The organism is Rhodococcus phenolicus, from assembly GCF_001646785.1.
Lineage (GTDB): Bacteria > Actinomycetota > Actinomycetes > Mycobacteriales > Mycobacteriaceae > Rhodococcus > Rhodococcus phenolicus.
Genome location: NZ_LRRH01000004.1, coordinates 1 through 13,870, shown reverse-complemented (window position 1 = coordinate 13,870; position 13,870 = coordinate 1). Strand labels below are relative to the sequence as shown.

The 13,870-nt window shown below is 69.3% G+C and carries 16 protein-coding genes; 10 read left to right on the top strand and 6 right to left on the bottom strand.

The window, feature by feature from the left end:
* Window positions 1-14 precede the first annotated feature (14 nt).
* Both A8G15_RS01475 and A8G15_RS01470 read left to right on the top strand, forming a co-directional pair.
* Window positions 15-917, top strand: a complete 903-nt coding sequence (locus A8G15_RS01475; protein WP_068154657.1) for an alpha/beta fold hydrolase — start codon at window positions 15-17, stop codon at window positions 915-917.
* A 60-nt stretch (window positions 918-977) separates the two neighbouring features.
* Entirely contained in the window at window positions 978-1,406 is a 429-nt protein-coding gene (locus A8G15_RS01470; protein WP_068154655.1) for a PPOX class F420-dependent oxidoreductase, read from the top strand.
* Here A8G15_RS01470 and A8G15_RS01465 read toward each other — a convergent pair.
* Both A8G15_RS01465 and A8G15_RS30375 read right to left on the bottom strand, forming a co-directional pair.
* Window positions 1,403-2,440: a DNA polymerase IV gene (locus A8G15_RS01465; protein ID WP_245687677.1), complete on the bottom strand. Its 1,038-nt coding sequence runs from the start codon at window positions 2,438-2,440 to the stop codon at window positions 1,403-1,405. The genes A8G15_RS01470 and A8G15_RS01465 overlap by 4 nt on opposite strands.
* Complete coding sequence (locus A8G15_RS30375) at window positions 2,437-3,348, bottom strand: pseudouridine-5'-phosphate glycosidase (RefSeq protein ID WP_068154649.1); 912 nt, start codon at window positions 3,346-3,348, stop codon at window positions 2,437-2,439. The genes A8G15_RS01465 and A8G15_RS30375 overlap by 4 nt, the downstream gene beginning before the upstream one ends.
* A gap of 193 nt (window positions 3,349-3,541) precedes the next feature.
* On the opposite strand from A8G15_RS30375, the gene A8G15_RS01455 reads away from it, so the two are divergent.
* A complete protein-coding gene (locus A8G15_RS01455; protein ID WP_068154647.1) occupies window positions 3,542-4,687 on the top strand; it encodes a serine hydrolase domain-containing protein in 1,146 nt (381 codons plus the stop codon).
* A gap of 134 nt (window positions 4,688-4,821) precedes the next feature.
* Here the strand turns inward: A8G15_RS01455 and A8G15_RS01450 are convergent, their stop codons facing one another.
* Window positions 4,822-5,982, bottom strand: coding sequence for an acid phosphatase (locus A8G15_RS01450; protein ID WP_068154646.1), 1,161 nt, complete (start codon window positions 5,980-5,982; stop codon window positions 4,822-4,824).
* 224 nt (window positions 5,983-6,206) lie between these two features.
* On the opposite strand from A8G15_RS01450, the gene A8G15_RS01445 reads away from it, so the two are divergent.
* The 3 genes from A8G15_RS01445 (at window position 6,207) to A8G15_RS01435 (ending at window position 8,563) form a co-directional block, all read left to right on the top strand.
* Entirely contained in the window at window positions 6,207-6,623 is a 417-nt protein-coding gene (locus A8G15_RS01445; RefSeq protein ID WP_068154700.1) for a Zn-ribbon domain-containing OB-fold protein, read from the top strand.
* A 36-nt stretch (window positions 6,624-6,659) separates the two neighbouring features.
* Window positions 6,660-7,805 carry a thiolase family protein gene (locus A8G15_RS01440; RefSeq protein ID WP_068154698.1) on the top strand — a complete coding sequence of 382 codons (1,146 nt, stop codon included), beginning with the start codon at window positions 6,660-6,662 and terminating at the stop codon, window positions 7,803-7,805.
* A 104-nt stretch (window positions 7,806-7,909) separates the two neighbouring features.
* Window positions 7,910-8,563, top strand: coding sequence for a maleylpyruvate isomerase family mycothiol-dependent enzyme (locus A8G15_RS01435; RefSeq protein WP_068154644.1), 654 nt, complete (start codon window positions 7,910-7,912; stop codon window positions 8,561-8,563).
* Window positions 8,564-8,663: 100 nt separating this feature from the next.
* Here A8G15_RS01435 and A8G15_RS01430 read toward each other — a convergent pair whose 3' ends face one another.
* Genes A8G15_RS01430 through A8G15_RS01420 form a run of 3 tightly spaced genes read right to left on the bottom strand, consistent with a single transcriptional unit; the run spans window position 8,664 to window position 11,289 of the window.
* The gene (locus tag A8G15_RS01430; protein WP_068154642.1) at window positions 8,664-9,344 is read right to left on the bottom strand and encodes an NAD(P)H-binding protein; all 681 of its coding nucleotides are present in this window, start codon (window positions 9,342-9,344) and stop codon (window positions 8,664-8,666) included.
* Entirely contained in the window at window positions 9,341-9,700 is a 360-nt protein-coding gene (locus A8G15_RS01425; protein ID WP_068154697.1) for a 4Fe-4S dicluster domain-containing protein, read from the bottom strand. The genes A8G15_RS01430 and A8G15_RS01425 overlap by 4 nt, the downstream gene beginning before the upstream one ends.
* The gene (locus A8G15_RS01420) at window positions 9,697-11,289 is read right to left on the bottom strand and encodes an FAD-dependent oxidoreductase (protein WP_068154641.1); all 1,593 of its coding nucleotides are present in this window, start codon (window positions 11,287-11,289) and stop codon (window positions 9,697-9,699) included. The genes A8G15_RS01425 and A8G15_RS01420 overlap by 4 nt, the downstream gene beginning before the upstream one ends.
* A gap of 235 nt (window positions 11,290-11,524) precedes the next feature.
* Here A8G15_RS01420 and A8G15_RS01415 point away from each other — a divergent pair, with 235 nt between their 5' ends.
* From A8G15_RS01415 to A8G15_RS01400, 4 genes are all read left to right on the top strand, one after another.
* A complete protein-coding gene (locus tag A8G15_RS01415; RefSeq protein ID WP_068154639.1) occupies window positions 11,525-11,752 on the top strand; it encodes a hypothetical protein in 228 nt (75 codons plus the stop codon).
* A 6-nt stretch (window positions 11,753-11,758) separates the two neighbouring features.
* A complete protein-coding gene (locus tag A8G15_RS01410) occupies window positions 11,759-12,103 on the top strand; it encodes a DUF1036 domain-containing protein (protein WP_068154637.1) in 345 nt (114 codons plus the stop codon).
* Between the two features lie 67 nt (window positions 12,104-12,170).
* Window positions 12,171-12,860: a M12 family metallopeptidase gene (locus tag A8G15_RS01405; protein ID WP_068154635.1), complete on the top strand. Its 690-nt coding sequence runs from the start codon at window positions 12,171-12,173 to the stop codon at window positions 12,858-12,860.
* Window positions 12,844-13,870 (top strand): hypothetical protein (locus A8G15_RS01400; protein WP_211270096.1); only part of this gene is annotated, 1,027 nt, incomplete at its 3' end. The genes A8G15_RS01405 and A8G15_RS01400, both read left to right, overlap by 17 nt.

Sequence of the window (13,870 nt, the reverse complement as noted above, 5' to 3'; positions counted from 1 at the left end):
GCAGAAAGGGATTCATGGCCTCGCAACGCTCGGACGACGAGTTCGCACTGCTGCCCGAGACCGCCGCCGACCTCGGCCTGGAACCGACGGCCGTGCCGATCGTGCAGCGCGTGGGCACCGAGATCCGTGACGACCTCCACGTCAGCTCCCTGCAATGGGGCACGGAGCGCCCGCGTGTGGTCTTCCTCCACGGCCGGGGGCAGAACGCCCACACGTGGGACTCGCTGATCCTCGCGCTCGGCCTGCCGGCCCTCGCCGTCGACCTGCCCGGACACGGGCATTCGTCGTGGCGCGCGGACAGCGACTACTCACCCTGGACGACCGCCGACGCGGTCGCGCACGCCGTCCGCCGATGGGCACCCGACGCGGAGACGGTCGTAGGCGCATCCCTGGGTGGGCTCACCACCATCCGGCTCACCGCGATCGTCCCGGAACTGGTGCGCCGCGCGATCATCGTGGACGTCACGCCGTCGGCACCGCAGCGGCACCGCGAGATGACCGGCACGGAACGCGGCGCGACCACCCTGATCCAGGGTCCGGACAGCTTCGATTCATTCGACGAGATCGTCGAACTCGCGGCGGCCGCCTCGCCCCAGCGGTCGCGGGCGTCGATCCGGCGCGGCGTCGTCCACAACACCCGGCAGCGACCCGACGGCCGGTGGGTGTGGCGGTACGACCGGCACGACAGCGGCCGGGACACCACCCCGTTGTGGGAGGATCTCGCCGGAATCCAGGTTCCCCTGACACTGATCCGCGGGGGCGCATCACGTTTCGTCACCGACGCCGACGTCGACGAGGTGAGACGCCGCAATCCGGCCGCGCGCATCCTCGCCGTTCCGGGCGCCGGTCATTCGGTCCACGGCGACGCGCCGCGCGAACTCGCCGAGCTCATCGGAGCGTCGCTCGAAACCGTATGACGCACTGCGTATTCCGCCGCTCACCGGAAGGGCGGCACACCCGGCCACTAGGCTGTCCGCATGGCACCGGCAGCCGATCCGTTCGAAGCGCTGTTCACCACCACGAAAGTCGTCACGCTCGTCACCCTCAAACGTGACGGGCGGCCGCAGCTGTCGAATGTCGCGGCCCACTACGACACCCGCACCCGGACGTTCTCCGTGTCGGTGACCGACGGCCGCGCCAAGACCCGCAACCTGCGCCGCGACCCCCGCATCAGCGTGTTCGCCGACTCGGACGACGGCTGGTCCTACGCGGTCGCGGAGGGATACGCCGAACTGTCCCCGGTCGCGGCGCTCCCGCACGACGACACCGTCGAGCAGCTGGTCGAACTGTATCGGCAGGTACAGGGCGAACATCCGGACTGGGACGAGTTCCGCGCGGCGATGGTCACCGACCGGCGGCTGCTGCTGCGCATTCGCGTCGAACGCTTCTACGGGACGGCTCGCTAGTCCTTCACGGGATCGGTCATCACGACCCGCACCCCCAGCAGCCGCACCCGCCGGCTGTGATCGAACCGGTCGAGCAGGGCGACCGCAGCGTCCGCGACGACCTGCGGATCCAGCGTCGGATCGGGCAGCGCCCGGGCGGTGGTGTGGGTGGTGAACGGCGCGTACCGGATCTTGACCTCCACCCGCACCCCCGGCCGCTGCTCGGCACGAATGTCGTCGGTGACGCGCGCGGCGAGCCGGCGGGCATGCTCGGCGACCTGCGCCCAGTCGTCGACGTCCTGCTGGAACGTCACCTCCCGCCCGTGTGACCGCGCCACCCACGGTTCGGCCGTCACCGTGGTGCCGCCGACCCCGCGGCCGAGTCCGACGAGCCACGGTCCGGTCTTCGGTCCGAACCGAGCCGCCAGGTCCTGTTCCGAAGCGGCCGCGAGTTCCCGCACGGTACGGATGCCGAGCGCGTCGAGTTTCTTCGCGGTGCGCGACCCGATACCCCACAACGCGTCGGTGCCGCGCTCCCCCATCACCGCGAACCAGTTGTCCCGGGTGAGCCGGAACATGCCGCGCGGCTTGCCGAACCCGGTGGCGATCTTGGCGCGGAGCTTGTTGTCGCCGATGCCCACCGAGCAGTGCAGTCCCGTCGCGTCGAACACCGCGCGCTGCACGGTCCGCGCGACCGACTCGGGATCGTCGGTGTCCGCACCGAGGAACGCCTCGTCCCAGCCGAGCACCTCGACCACGACGCCGAGCCCGCGCAGGGTGTCCATCACCGTGTCCGAGACCTCGTTGTAGGCGTCCGCATCGACGGGAAGGAACACCGCGTCGGGAATCTTGCGTGCCGCGACCCGCAACGGCATCCCCGATCCGACGCCGTGCTCGCGGGCCTCGTAGGACGCGGTGGACACCACACCCCGTTCGGTCGGGTCGCCGCGGCCGCCGACGATCACCGGCCGACCGGCCAGCGCCGGATTGCGCAGCACCTCGACCGCGGCGATGAACTGGTCGAGGTCGACGTGCAGCACCCAGTGCCCGGTCACCGGGACACCAGTTCCGCGGCCACGGCGCCGCCGAGGGCGACGTTCGCGCGGTACACCGCCACGTTCACGTCGAGGCTGCGTCCCCCGGTGGCGCGATGCAGGTGGTCGAGCAGGAACGGGGTCGTCGCCTTGCCGGTGATCCCCGCGGCCTCGGCGGCCTGCACTGCCTCGCGCAGCACCCGATCGTGCAGTTCCGGGTCGAGCTGGTCCTCCTCGGCCACCGGATTGACCAGCAGTACGGCGCATTTCGTGCCGAGACGATCGCGGGCGTCGGCGATCGCCGCGACCTCGACGGGCGATTCCACGGAATAATCGATCGCGCAACCACTCTCGCGGACATAGAACCCGGGGAACCGCCGCGTCCGATACCCGACGACGGGAACACCCAGGGTTTCCAGACGTTCGAGCGAGGCCGGAACGTCCAGGATCGACTTCACGCCGGCACTGACGACGAGAATCGGCACCGCCGCCAGCGTCGTCAGGTCGGCGGATTCGTCGAACGTCGTCGCCGCGCCCCGATGCACCCCGCCCAGGCCACCGGTCGCGAACACCCGCACGCCGGCGTGATGGGCCAGGACCGCGGTGGAGGCGACGGTCGTGCCACCCGACAGCCCTTTCGCCGCGGCGACCGGAAGATCGCGGACGCCGAGTTTCTCCACTCCCGCCTCCGATCCGAGCGCGGAGATCTCCCCGGCCGACAACCCGACGATGGGGACGCCGCCGACCACTCCGACGGTCGCGGGTACGACACCGGCATCGCGCAGGTTCCGCTCGACCTCGAACGCGACCTCCAGGTTGCGGGGCGGAGTCAGTCCGTGCGTGAAAATGGTGGATTCGAGTGCGACGACAGGTCGCCCGGCGGCGACCGCGTCACGCACGTGCTGCGATACGTGTATGAGCGGCTTCATCGAAACTCCGATCCGTCGCCCCACGGTAGGACGGGGCCGCGGTGGCGCGGGCGGATTCGGTGATCACCCGCGAAGCCGGTCGCGGCGGACGCATACTGGCCGAGCCACGTTTCCTCAGTTCGCCCGGACGATCCCGTACAGCAGAGCCGATACAGCAGAGCCGACACAGCAGAACCGATACACCGGAGGCCCGATGCGCCGACTCCCGATCGCCTTGACCGCCGCCCTCGTCGTCCTGGTTCCCGCCTGCACCAGCGACACCGACACCTCGACGACGACCACCTCCGCGTCCGCGGACAGCGCGGACACCGCGCTGGCGGACCGTCTGCAGGAGACCATCGACAGCCTGCACGGTGAGATCGGGTTCCCCGGCATCGTCGCACGGGTCGTGGGGCCCGACGGGGAATGGACCGGGACCGCGGGCGTCGCCGGGGTCGACGACCAGCGCCCGCCGACACCCGAGGACCACACCCGCGTCGGCAGTCTCACCAAGACGATGACGGCCACCGCCGTCCTGCAACTGTGGGAGGACGGCCGGCTCGAACTCACCGACCCGATCGGCAAATACGTGCCGGGCCTGCCGAACGGCGACATCGCGACACTCGACCAGCTCGCCACGATGACCAGCGGCATTCCGAGCTACACCTTCGACCCCGGATTCCAGCAGAAGCTGTTCGCCGACCCCGATGCCCCGTGGACCCCGGAGCAGCTTCTCGATGTGGTGCGCGGCGATCCGCCGAACTTCGCGCCCGGCGAGAAGTTCGAATACTCCAACTCGAACTACGTCGCGCTGGGACTCGTCGTCGAACAGGTCAGCGGGCAGAGCCTCGCCGACTATTTCCAGGACAACCTGTTCGGTCCGCTCGGCATGACCGAGACGTCCCTGCCCGCCGACGCGGCGTTCCCTGAGCCGCACCTGTCCGGCATCACCGAACAGGGTCAGCCGGACGGGGAGACCGCCGACGCCACCGACTGGAACCCGTCGTGGGGCTGGGCGGCCGGAGCGGTGATCTCCACCATCGACGACCTGCAGCGCTGGGCGAAGGCGCTGGGCACCGGCGAGGGCATTCTCGGACCCGAAACCCAGCAGTACCGGCTCGAATCGTTCAACTACGACGTTCCACCGGCTACTCCGGAGCGCGCGTACGGCTTCGGCTGGGGCATCGACAACGGATGGCTCGAGCACACCGGCGAACTCCCCGGCTACAACACCTATGCCGGTTATCTGCCTGCGTCGGGCACGATCCTGGTGGCCACGGTCAACAGCGACATCCCCACCTCCGACGGGGACGGCCCGGTCACCGCGGTCGTGAACGCCCTGAAGCAGGACCTGCAGTAGATCGGGTGATGGGAACCGATATTCGGTCTGACCGGCTGAAGGTTCCCATCACCCGAGGGCGGGGGGATCAGATCGCGTCGCGACCCCGGCGATCTCGTCGGAGGTGAGTTCGTGGGTGAGGTCGAGTCCGTGGATCAGCGCGCGCCGACCGCCTCGTATGCGGCGACGAGGTCGATGCGCAGCCAGCCGCCGTCGGGGCCGGTCCGGTCGAGCGGGTAGCCGGCGGGGATCGCCGTCCGCCGCAGTACGTCCAGGCGTTGCCTGTCGGTCAGTTCCGGCGCGACCGCGCGCAACAGCACCGCGGCCTCGGCGGGAATGTCGTTGACGAGATCGGGGTGGAGCTGTTCGAAGCCGTAGGTGAGACGCTCGGTGAACTCGGCGCGGGCCGTGTCCGCGGACCGGTACGGGCGGTCGGTGGCGATGTAGTCGCCGAGCGGCATGCCGGCCGCAGCTTCGAGAACGGCACGTAGTTCCGTTCCGGCCTCGTCGAGGAGTCGCGCGAACGCCGGATCGTTGAGCCGGTCCGCTGCGGCCGCCTGGCCCATGATGCGACCGCCCATGATGTCGAGTGGGTAGTGCACGCCCAGGACGATGCGTCCGTTGCCGATCTCGGAGGCGCGGGTGAGGATCTGCGGTGCCAGTTCGGGCAGCATGCCGGCGAGCAGGATTCCCTTCCAGTACGCCTGCGCCGCGTGCCCGGATGGGTACGAGTCGGTGCCGTACACCTCGGCGAACGGGTCGGCGGCGCCGCTGATGCCGTCACCGCGGTAGGCGACGATACGTTCGGGTGCGAGCTCGAAGGGCCTCGGATTGCTCCAGTGTTCCTTCTCGAGGAGCGTCGAGTTCGCGATGCCGCCGGCGCGGGCGATGTCGCCGGCGAGCAGAGCTTGTACCTTCGGCAGCCGGTGGTCGTCGAGCGCGGTGCGGAAGAGGGCGCCGAGTCCGTCACCGAGACCGTCGGACAGAGACAGCAGGCGGTCGTGATTGTGATCGAACAGGGCGCGTTGCTGTTCGAGTGGGGTCGCGGCGTTGTTGATCTCCACGCCGAGGTCGAGATTGCTCCGGATCAGGTCGGGGCGGGTGTCGCGGATCTCGGTGAAGCCGTCGAGCACACCGATGTAGGTGCCCCGCGCAGGAAGGTCCGACGGATACGGTCCGATCAGTTCCGGCAGGGTGAACGCCTCGGCCACGGGGGCCGCGGGCACGACCGGATCTGCGTAGGCGAACGGCATCGAGACCGTCATCGTCGTCGCCACGATCATCGCGGCCACCCCTGCACACCTGCGGAACGTCATAGAAGCTCCTCTCCGGAATCCGGACGCGCGTCCGTGAAGTTAAGCGTCCGAAGCATCCGGCTGGCAACCATGTGGTGAATCCGAGTCGACGACGTGCGGTGTCCGGCTGGACGGCGCTTCTCCCGATCCGGGGCAACCACACCCCAGGATGGTTTTACTGTATGGCTTACCGTATATTCGTCGACGTTCGGATCGCACCGCCCCGCGACGAAGGAGAACCGCCGATGCCCAAGGCCCTGGCACCCGAGATCTCCACCTGGCCCGCGCCGGATCCGCAGCTCATCGGCAGCCGCTGCAGCGACTGCGGGGCCGTCGCGTTTCCCGTACACAGCCGGTGCCCGCGATGCAGTTCCGGCAACGTCGCCGAGACCACGTTGCCGCGGCGCGGCACCCTCGTGTCGTGGACGACGCAGGGCTTCCTCCCCGGCCCGCCCTACGCCGGCCGGGAGACGGCAGAGATGTTCACCCCGTTCGGCGTCGGGTTGGTTCAGCTCGGTGACGTCGTCCGCGTCGAGGGACGCCTGACCGAGAACGACCCGGACCGACTGGCTTTCGGCATGGAGGTCGAGCTGACCATGGTGCCGATCGCCGTCGGCGACGACGGCACCGAAACCGTCACATTCGCGTTCCGCACAATCTGACCCACTCGGTCCGAACGACGAGGAGAAGTGCCCGACATGAACGATGTCGCCATCATCGGAGTGGGACTGCACCCGTTCGGCCGGTTCGACGGCAAGAGCGCGATGGACATGGGTGCCGACGCCGTGCACGCGGCGCTCGCCGATGCGGGAGTGCAGTGGAAGGACATGCAGTTCGCCGTGGGCGGCAGCTGGGAGATCGCCAACCCCGACGAGATCGTCGGGTCGCTGGGTCTGACCGGCCTTCCGTTCACGAACGTGTTCAACGCGTGCGCGACCGCGGCGAGCGCCACCCAGGTGTGCGCCGATTCGATCCGGGTGGGCCGCTTCGACATCGGCATCGCGATCGGGATGGACAAGCATCCGCGCGGGGCTTTCACCGTCGACCCCACCCTGGTCGGGATGCCGAAGTGGTACGGGGAGAACGGCCAGTACCTCACCACCCAGTTCTTCGGGATGAAAGCCAACCGGTACCTGCACGACCACGGCATCTCCCGACGCACTCTCGCGAAGGTCGCGGCGAAGAACTACCGCAACGGAGCGTTGAATCCGAATGCGTTCCGGCGCAAGCCCGTCGACGAGGACACGATCCTCGGCTCCCCGATGCTGAATTATCCGCTGACGCACTACATGTTCTGCGCTCCCGACGAAGGCGCCGCCGCGGTCGTCATGTGCCGGGCGGACCTTGCGCACCGTTTCACCCGTACCCCCGTCTATGTGCGGGCGGTGGAGATCCGGACGCGGCGTTACGGAGCCTACGAGGTCAACACGACGTTCGCACCCGTCGACGAGGACGCCGCCCCGACCGTCTACGCGTCGCGTGCCGCGTTCGAAGCCGCCGGGATCGCGCCCGCGGACGTCGATGTGGTGCAACTGCAGGACACCGATGCCGGCGCGGAGGTCATTCACATGGCCGAGGCCGGGTTCTGCGCCGACGGCGACCAGGAGAAGCTGATCGCCGACGGCCACACCGAGATCCACGGCCGCCTGCCCGTCAACACCGACGGTGGCCTCATCGCGAACGGCGAACCCATCGGCGCATCCGGGTTGCGGCAGGTCCACGAGCTGGTACGGCAGCTTCGCGGTGAGGCGGGCGACCGCCAGGTCGACGGCACACCCCGCGTCGGTTTCGCGCAGCTCTACGGCGCTCCCGGCACGGCCGCCGCCACCATCCTCTCGACCTGACGTGGCGCTCCGCGCCCCGTGCGTGCTTCTGGTAGCGGCCGCTACCAGAAGCACGCACGGGGCATGAGCAGCGGATGTCGGTGAGGTCGGGCACCATCGGACCCATGCCGCGCAACCGAGACCCGCTCTGGTCGGCCGTCCATGCCGAACGGGCTGCACTCGCCGACGATCTGTCCGCGCTGACACCGGAACAATGGAAGCAGCCGTCGCTGTGCGGCCAGTGGTCCGTCGAGGAAGTGCTGGCCCATCTGACCGCCGCCGCGAGCATCGGCCCGGCGCGCTGGTTCGCCAGCGTCATCGGCGCCCGGTTCGATTTCGACCGCCACAACGCGCGACGTCTCGCCGATCAGCTCGGTGCCACGCCCGAGGAGACACTCGCACGGTTCCGCCGGGTCCGCACCAGCACGACGGCACCGCTCGGGCCGACGGCCGCGTGGCTCGGCGAGGTCGTCGTGCATGCCCAGGACATCCGTCGCCCACTCGGCATCACCACCGTCCCACCGAGTTCCACCCTTACCGAGGTCGCCCGGTTCTACGCGCGGAAGGACTTCGCGGTCCCGAGCAGGACCACCGCCGACGGCCTGCGCCTCGAAGCGACCGACGGTCCCTTCACCTCGGGCACGGGACCGCTCGCCACCGGCCCGACCGTTGCGCTCGTCATGGCGATGGCGGGCCGCGCCGCCTACTGTGACGATCTCACCGGCCCCGGGCTGGCCACGCTGCGCGAGCAACTCCCGCACCCCTCCCCCCGTGCGTGATTTTGGTAGTCGGTGCTACCAGAACCACGCACGGGCCCAGGGTTTCGCTCATCACGATCCGAACCCTGGGGACGCGGTCATCAAATGCCGCCCGCGCGAATCAGGTCGACGGCAGGACGAGCACCTGACGCCGCCGGACGGTCGGCCGCACGATCTCGTCGGCGACGGCAGCCGCGAGCGTCTCGTACGACAACGTTGCGCCGAGCGATTCCGGGTCCACGACGGAATCGGTCAGCGTGTACGGCGAGGTCCCGGCCGCGTCGGATGACAGACCCGCGGGCGGGGTGACAATCAGCCAGTCCGGCGACGGGTCCGCCTGCGACAGCACCGCGTGTTCCCGCGCGTGGGCTCGGGCGAAGGGCGCCAGGAAGTCCGGGAAGATCCCCGGATTGGCCGACACGGCACGACCGTCCGGCAACTGCAGATTCGCGAACAATCCCACCGTGACGATCCGCACCGCGGGCGAGCGTGCCGCGGCGAGGATCCCGCCCAGCACCCGCTCGTAGAACGACTCGTCGAACCCGTCGAACGATGCGGGTGGCGCGGAGAACGGGGTCACCGCGTTGACGACCGCATCCGCATCGGCGACAGCGCGGGCCACATCGCCCGGGTCGGTGGCGTCCCCCTCGACGACGGCGACCCCGCTCGCGGTCAACCACGGGTGCCGTGCGCTCGACCGCACCAGTGCCGTGACCGAATACCCGTCCGCGAGGAGCTTTCTCGTCACCGCCGCACCCGCACGTCCACCGGCGCCGAGGACCGCGACCCTCGGCCCAGTCACGCCGGCCCGCTCCGCAGGACCGCGGCGGGCAGCCGCGGCGGCAACGGTCCGTGCGGCAGCGTCGGCCCGACCGCTCTACGAGCACCGGAGACACGACCGTGTCCCCAGCCGAGTTCGGCCCGGTACCGGCCGATGTGTTCGGTGTCGAGGTCGTCGGCGGACACCGGTGTGGACTGTGGATGCACGTACAGTGCGTCGGTCGGGCAATATGCCTCGCACATGAAACAGGTCTGGCAGTCGCTCTGACGGGCTATGACCGGGACGCCGGTCGCGGTCCGTTCGAACACGTTGGTGGGGCACGCGGCGACGCACTTGTCGCAGCCGATGCACGCGTCGGCGATCAGCAGCTCGATCACGACGCCACCAGCGCCGAGTTCCGCACCGCACCGGTTCGAGTCCACACCGTGTCGAGGCCGCCGGTGAGGATGTGGTGGTGCTGGCCCGGATCGAGATCGGGATGATCGGCTCTCTTGCTCATGCCGCGGGTTTCGGTGCGGGCCAGCGCCGAATGGTAGATCCAGCGCCCGACGGCGGTGATCGCCGCCGCCTGCCGCGCCCGGACCCGCTCGTCGCCGGTGGAGGCGCTGAGACCCCGTGCCGCGTCCGCCCACAGTCGTTCGAGCTGGTCGAGAGCCGCGTGCAGTCGGGCGCCGTCGCGCAGCAGATTCTTCTCGACCGGGATCAGTTCGTCGCGGGCCGCGGCGAGCACCGTCGCAGGCTCGAGCGTCGCTCGACCGGCCGGACGCAGCCCCGCGCGGCCCGCCGGACGCAGCTCACGGGTGGGCACGGGCACGACGCCACGCGCGAAACGGGCCGCTCCGGTTCCCGCCCAGCTTCCCGACGACATCGCCCACGCCGCATTGTGGCTGCCGCCGCCGGTGAAGCCCCCACAGATCCGTTCGCGGGTCGCGGCGTCACCGGCCGCGAACAGACCGGGTACCGACGTCGCGCACGTGTCGTCGACGAGGTCGATGCCGCCGGTACCGCGGACGGTGCCCTCGGCGAGCATCGTCACCTCGAACCGGTCGGTGAACGGGTTGATGCCCCGCCGGTCGAACTGCAGGAAGAAGTTGGGCTGACCGGCACGCATCTTCCGCTGCACCGCGGGGTCGGCGCGGTCGAGCTGCGCGAACACCGGCTCGGTCAGCAGGGTCCGCGCGATCACCGACCGGCCCTTCGACGAGCCCGCCCCTTCGAGGACGCGCCCGTCGGCGTGGAAGAACGTCGCGTACCCGTAGTAGGCGGTCTTGGTGACGGTCGAGCCGGCCGCCGCGATCCCGTAGGCGTTGGCGAATTCCATGCCGGAGAAGGTCGCGCCGACCTCGGCGGCCATGAGCGCGCCGTCGCCGGTGTCCACGTTGGTGCCGAGCGCGCCGGACAGGAACGCGCAGCCTCCGCTCGCGACGACGACGGCACCGGCGGTGATCCGGTAGTCGCGGTCGTCCTGTCGCCGGTAGCCGGTGGCGCCGCGCACCTGCCCGTCGGTGTCGACGAGCAGTTCCAGCGCCGGTGAGTGGTCGAGGATCCGCACGCCGGCACGTGTGATCCAGGCACGCATCCGTCGCATGTACTCCGGGCCCTGCAGGCCGGTGCGGATCTGCTGCCCGGTGTCGGGATCCACGGGGAACGGGTACCGGCCCTCGTCGGCGAGCAGGTTCATGTTCTCGTACGTCCGGTCGAGCACCCGGTCCATCCAGCGGTGATCGGCCAGGTGGCCACCGAGGGCCTCCCGGCTCGCCTTGGCCTGTTCCCGCGCGGCCTCCTCGGGCGCCACGTACCAGACTCCGGTGCCCGACGGCGCTGTCGCGCCACTGGTTCCGCAGTATCCCTTGTCGACGAGCACCACCTCTGCCCCCGCCCGGCGGGCACGCAACGCCGCCCACGTGCCGGCAGGCCCTCCGCCGATGACGAGAACGTCGGTACTCAGTTCGAGTGGTTCGGTCACGATGGGCTCCTGTCGCGCGGGGTCTTCCGAGAAGATTCCGCATTCGGTCCTCACCGGCCATGATCAGAATCAGCGTGACGCGAACTCGTCGCTGTCCGACTACGCACGTTCCCCGGCACGTCCTCGACGGTGCCGAGGGGAGGTGACCTCCGCACACAGGTAGCGCGCTACTCGTGACCGCCGGTACCGGACCGGCACAGACTGGGGGTCCGCACAGTCCCGACGAGGAGGAACCATGACGGACTCCCGAAGTTCTTCTCGCGAACCGGAACCCACCGCCGATTTCGGCGCTCCCGTGTTCGCCGGAACGGAGATCGACCACAGTGTCGGTTTCGACGACTCGGCCGGTGTCGCAGGTGACCCGTCCGAGGAGGGCGCGCAGGCACTTGCGCCGCGCAGCGAAGGTGACATCCCCACGGCGTCCGTCGCCGACCTGATCCGCCAGTATGCATCGGAAGGGTGACCGACGATGGAGATTCGCTTTCGCAACAACTATTCCGCCACTGTGTCGGTGGCGGTGATGTTCTTCAGCCCCGGAACCTGTGGACAGCACGGCAATTGGGGAACAAGAGGATGGTGGAACATCGCGCCCGGTCAGATGGCGCACGTGCTCAACACCGACAACCGGTACATGTGCTTCTACGCCGAGGCCGGCGACGGCGCGCGCTGGGTCGGCAACTTCGGCCCGATGTACGTCTATCGCAACAGTTTCGATTCGTGTCTCCAACTCGGATCGACAGCCGCGATCGGCCGCGTGGGCACACGGCAGGTCGACACCGGAGGGAAGAACACGATCGTCAACCTGAATCCCTGAAACCCATATCCCCTGGCCGAAACCGGCGTGATTCGTGTCCCGCCGGAGAACTCATCGAGGAAAAACCATGACCGAGAACAATGCCCGACACTTCTGCTCACTCGTGCTGCCGCCACAGGCCGCCGCGAAGACGAGGGCCGCACTGCTGAAGGAAACGAAATGGGGTGTCGGGGATCGGGTGACCGTCCGATTCCTCGAGGGCGATCCGGACCTTCGACGACGCGTCCGTGCCGTCGCGGAGGAATGGACCGGCGAGAAGATGGCGAATCTGTCCTTCCACTTCGTGAATTCGGGTCCCGCGGACGTGCGGGTCGGATTCGAGCAGGGCGACGGGTCCTGGTCGTACCTCGGAACGCAGTGCCGGCGCATCTCGCCGTCCGAACGCACCATGAACTACGGGTGGCTCACCCCGGATTCACCGGACGACGAGGTGCGCCGCGTGGTGCTCCACGAGTTCGGGCACGCGCTCGGGCTCATCCACGAGCACCAGAATCCGGATCGGCCGATCGCCTGGAATCGCCGCGCGGTCATCGCCGACCTGTCGGGTCCGCCCAACTACTGGCCCCCGGAGACGATCGAGCACAACATCTTCGAACGGTACGATCCGCGCTCGGTGTCGGCGACCCCGACCGACCCGGATTCGATCATGATGTATCCGATTCCCGCCCGGTGGACCACCGACGGGTTCTCTGCGGATCTCAACTCGGAACTGTCCGACACGGACAAGGAGTTCATCCGCGATGCCTACCCGTGGTGAGGAGCGCGCACCGGAGACCGGCCACTCGATGGCCGGTCTCCTGGCCCGGATGGTGCGGATGTTCGTGTACGCACTGACTCGCGCCCTCGGCGTCCTCTTCGCCGATCCGGGGACGAATGCGCGGCGGAAGACTCCGGAACAGGCAACGGCAGAGGAGATTCCGGACTACCGAGTCCTCGAATCCACTGCGGCACCGAAACCCACGGGCGGCACCCGCACTGCCTTTGCACGGCTCGACGCCCCCGACGGAGTGGCCCCGGGTGACGTGTTCGAACTGCGGGTGGGCATCGCGGAATCACCCGGTCGCGGAGTGATTAGCCCGAGCCCCCTCGCGGTCCCCGACACCGGATTCACGTTGACGGTGACTGTGCTGGCGGACGGGTTCGATGTCCTCGGCGGTTCCCTGATCCGCACGATCGCGGTGGGCCCCGACGATCCGTACGCGTACGACGTGATCCGCCTGCGCGCGGTCGACGATCCGGCCCTCGCACAGGCGCGCAGCGTCCTCGCCGTGTTCGCGATCGAGGGCCGTACGATCGGCATCGCCACCCGGTCCGTGCTGGTCGGCGACGGCCCGGTCGTCGCCGAGCCGGCCCGGCCGGATGCCGACTGGGTTCTGCCGACCGACCCGGGAACGCGGCCCGACCTGGAACTTCTGGTTGCGCCAGGCAACGACGCCGGCGGGCCGCGTCGGTTGTTGTGGTACTTCCGGTCGCCACACCCCACGGTCGGTGACGGCGAGTTCGTCGGCGCGGAACTCCCGGCGACGGTGGCGACGACCGTGCGTCAGCTGATGACCGGTGTGGAGGATCGGGCGGACGACACGGACCTGCCCTACTACCTGCGCGGTGTCGGCCTGCGCATCGCCGAGGCGATCCCCGATCCGGTGTGGCGTGCGCTCGAGACCGCGGCGTCCGCTACGGGCGGTCCGCCGAGCGTGCTCCTCGCGACCGCCGACCCGTACATGCCGTGGGAACTCGCCCGGGTCCCGCAACCGTGGTGCGACGACG

Excerpts from the sequence above, each read along its gene's own strand:
- A8G15_RS01475 (WP_068154657.1), top strand. The coding sequence starts at position 15 with ATGGCCTCGCAACGCTCGGACGACGAGTTCGCACTGCTGCCCGAGACC.
- A8G15_RS01470 (WP_068154655.1), top strand. The coding sequence starts at position 978 with ATGGCACCGGCAGCCGATCCGTTCGAAGCGCTGTTCACCACCACGAAA.
- A8G15_RS30375 (WP_068154649.1), bottom strand. The coding sequence starts at position 3,348 with ATGAAGCCGCTCATACACGTATCGCAGCACGTGCGTGACGCGGTCGCC.
- A8G15_RS01455 (WP_068154647.1), top strand. The coding sequence starts at position 3,542 with ATGCGCCGACTCCCGATCGCCTTGACCGCCGCCCTCGTCGTCCTGGTT.
- A8G15_RS01450 (WP_068154646.1), bottom strand. The coding sequence starts at position 5,982 with ATGACGTTCCGCAGGTGTGCAGGGGTGGCCGCGATGATCGTGGCGACG.
- A8G15_RS01445 (WP_068154700.1), top strand. The coding sequence starts at position 6,207 with ATGCCCAAGGCCCTGGCACCCGAGATCTCCACCTGGCCCGCGCCGGAT.
- A8G15_RS01440 (WP_068154698.1), top strand. The coding sequence starts at position 6,660 with ATGAACGATGTCGCCATCATCGGAGTGGGACTGCACCCGTTCGGCCGG.
- A8G15_RS01435 (WP_068154644.1), top strand. The coding sequence starts at position 7,910 with ATGCCGCGCAACCGAGACCCGCTCTGGTCGGCCGTCCATGCCGAACGG.
- A8G15_RS01415 (WP_068154639.1), top strand. The coding sequence starts at position 11,525 with ATGACGGACTCCCGAAGTTCTTCTCGCGAACCGGAACCCACCGCCGAT.
- A8G15_RS01410 (WP_068154637.1), top strand. The coding sequence starts at position 11,759 with ATGGAGATTCGCTTTCGCAACAACTATTCCGCCACTGTGTCGGTGGCG.
- A8G15_RS01405 (WP_068154635.1), top strand. The coding sequence starts at position 12,171 with ATGACCGAGAACAATGCCCGACACTTCTGCTCACTCGTGCTGCCGCCA.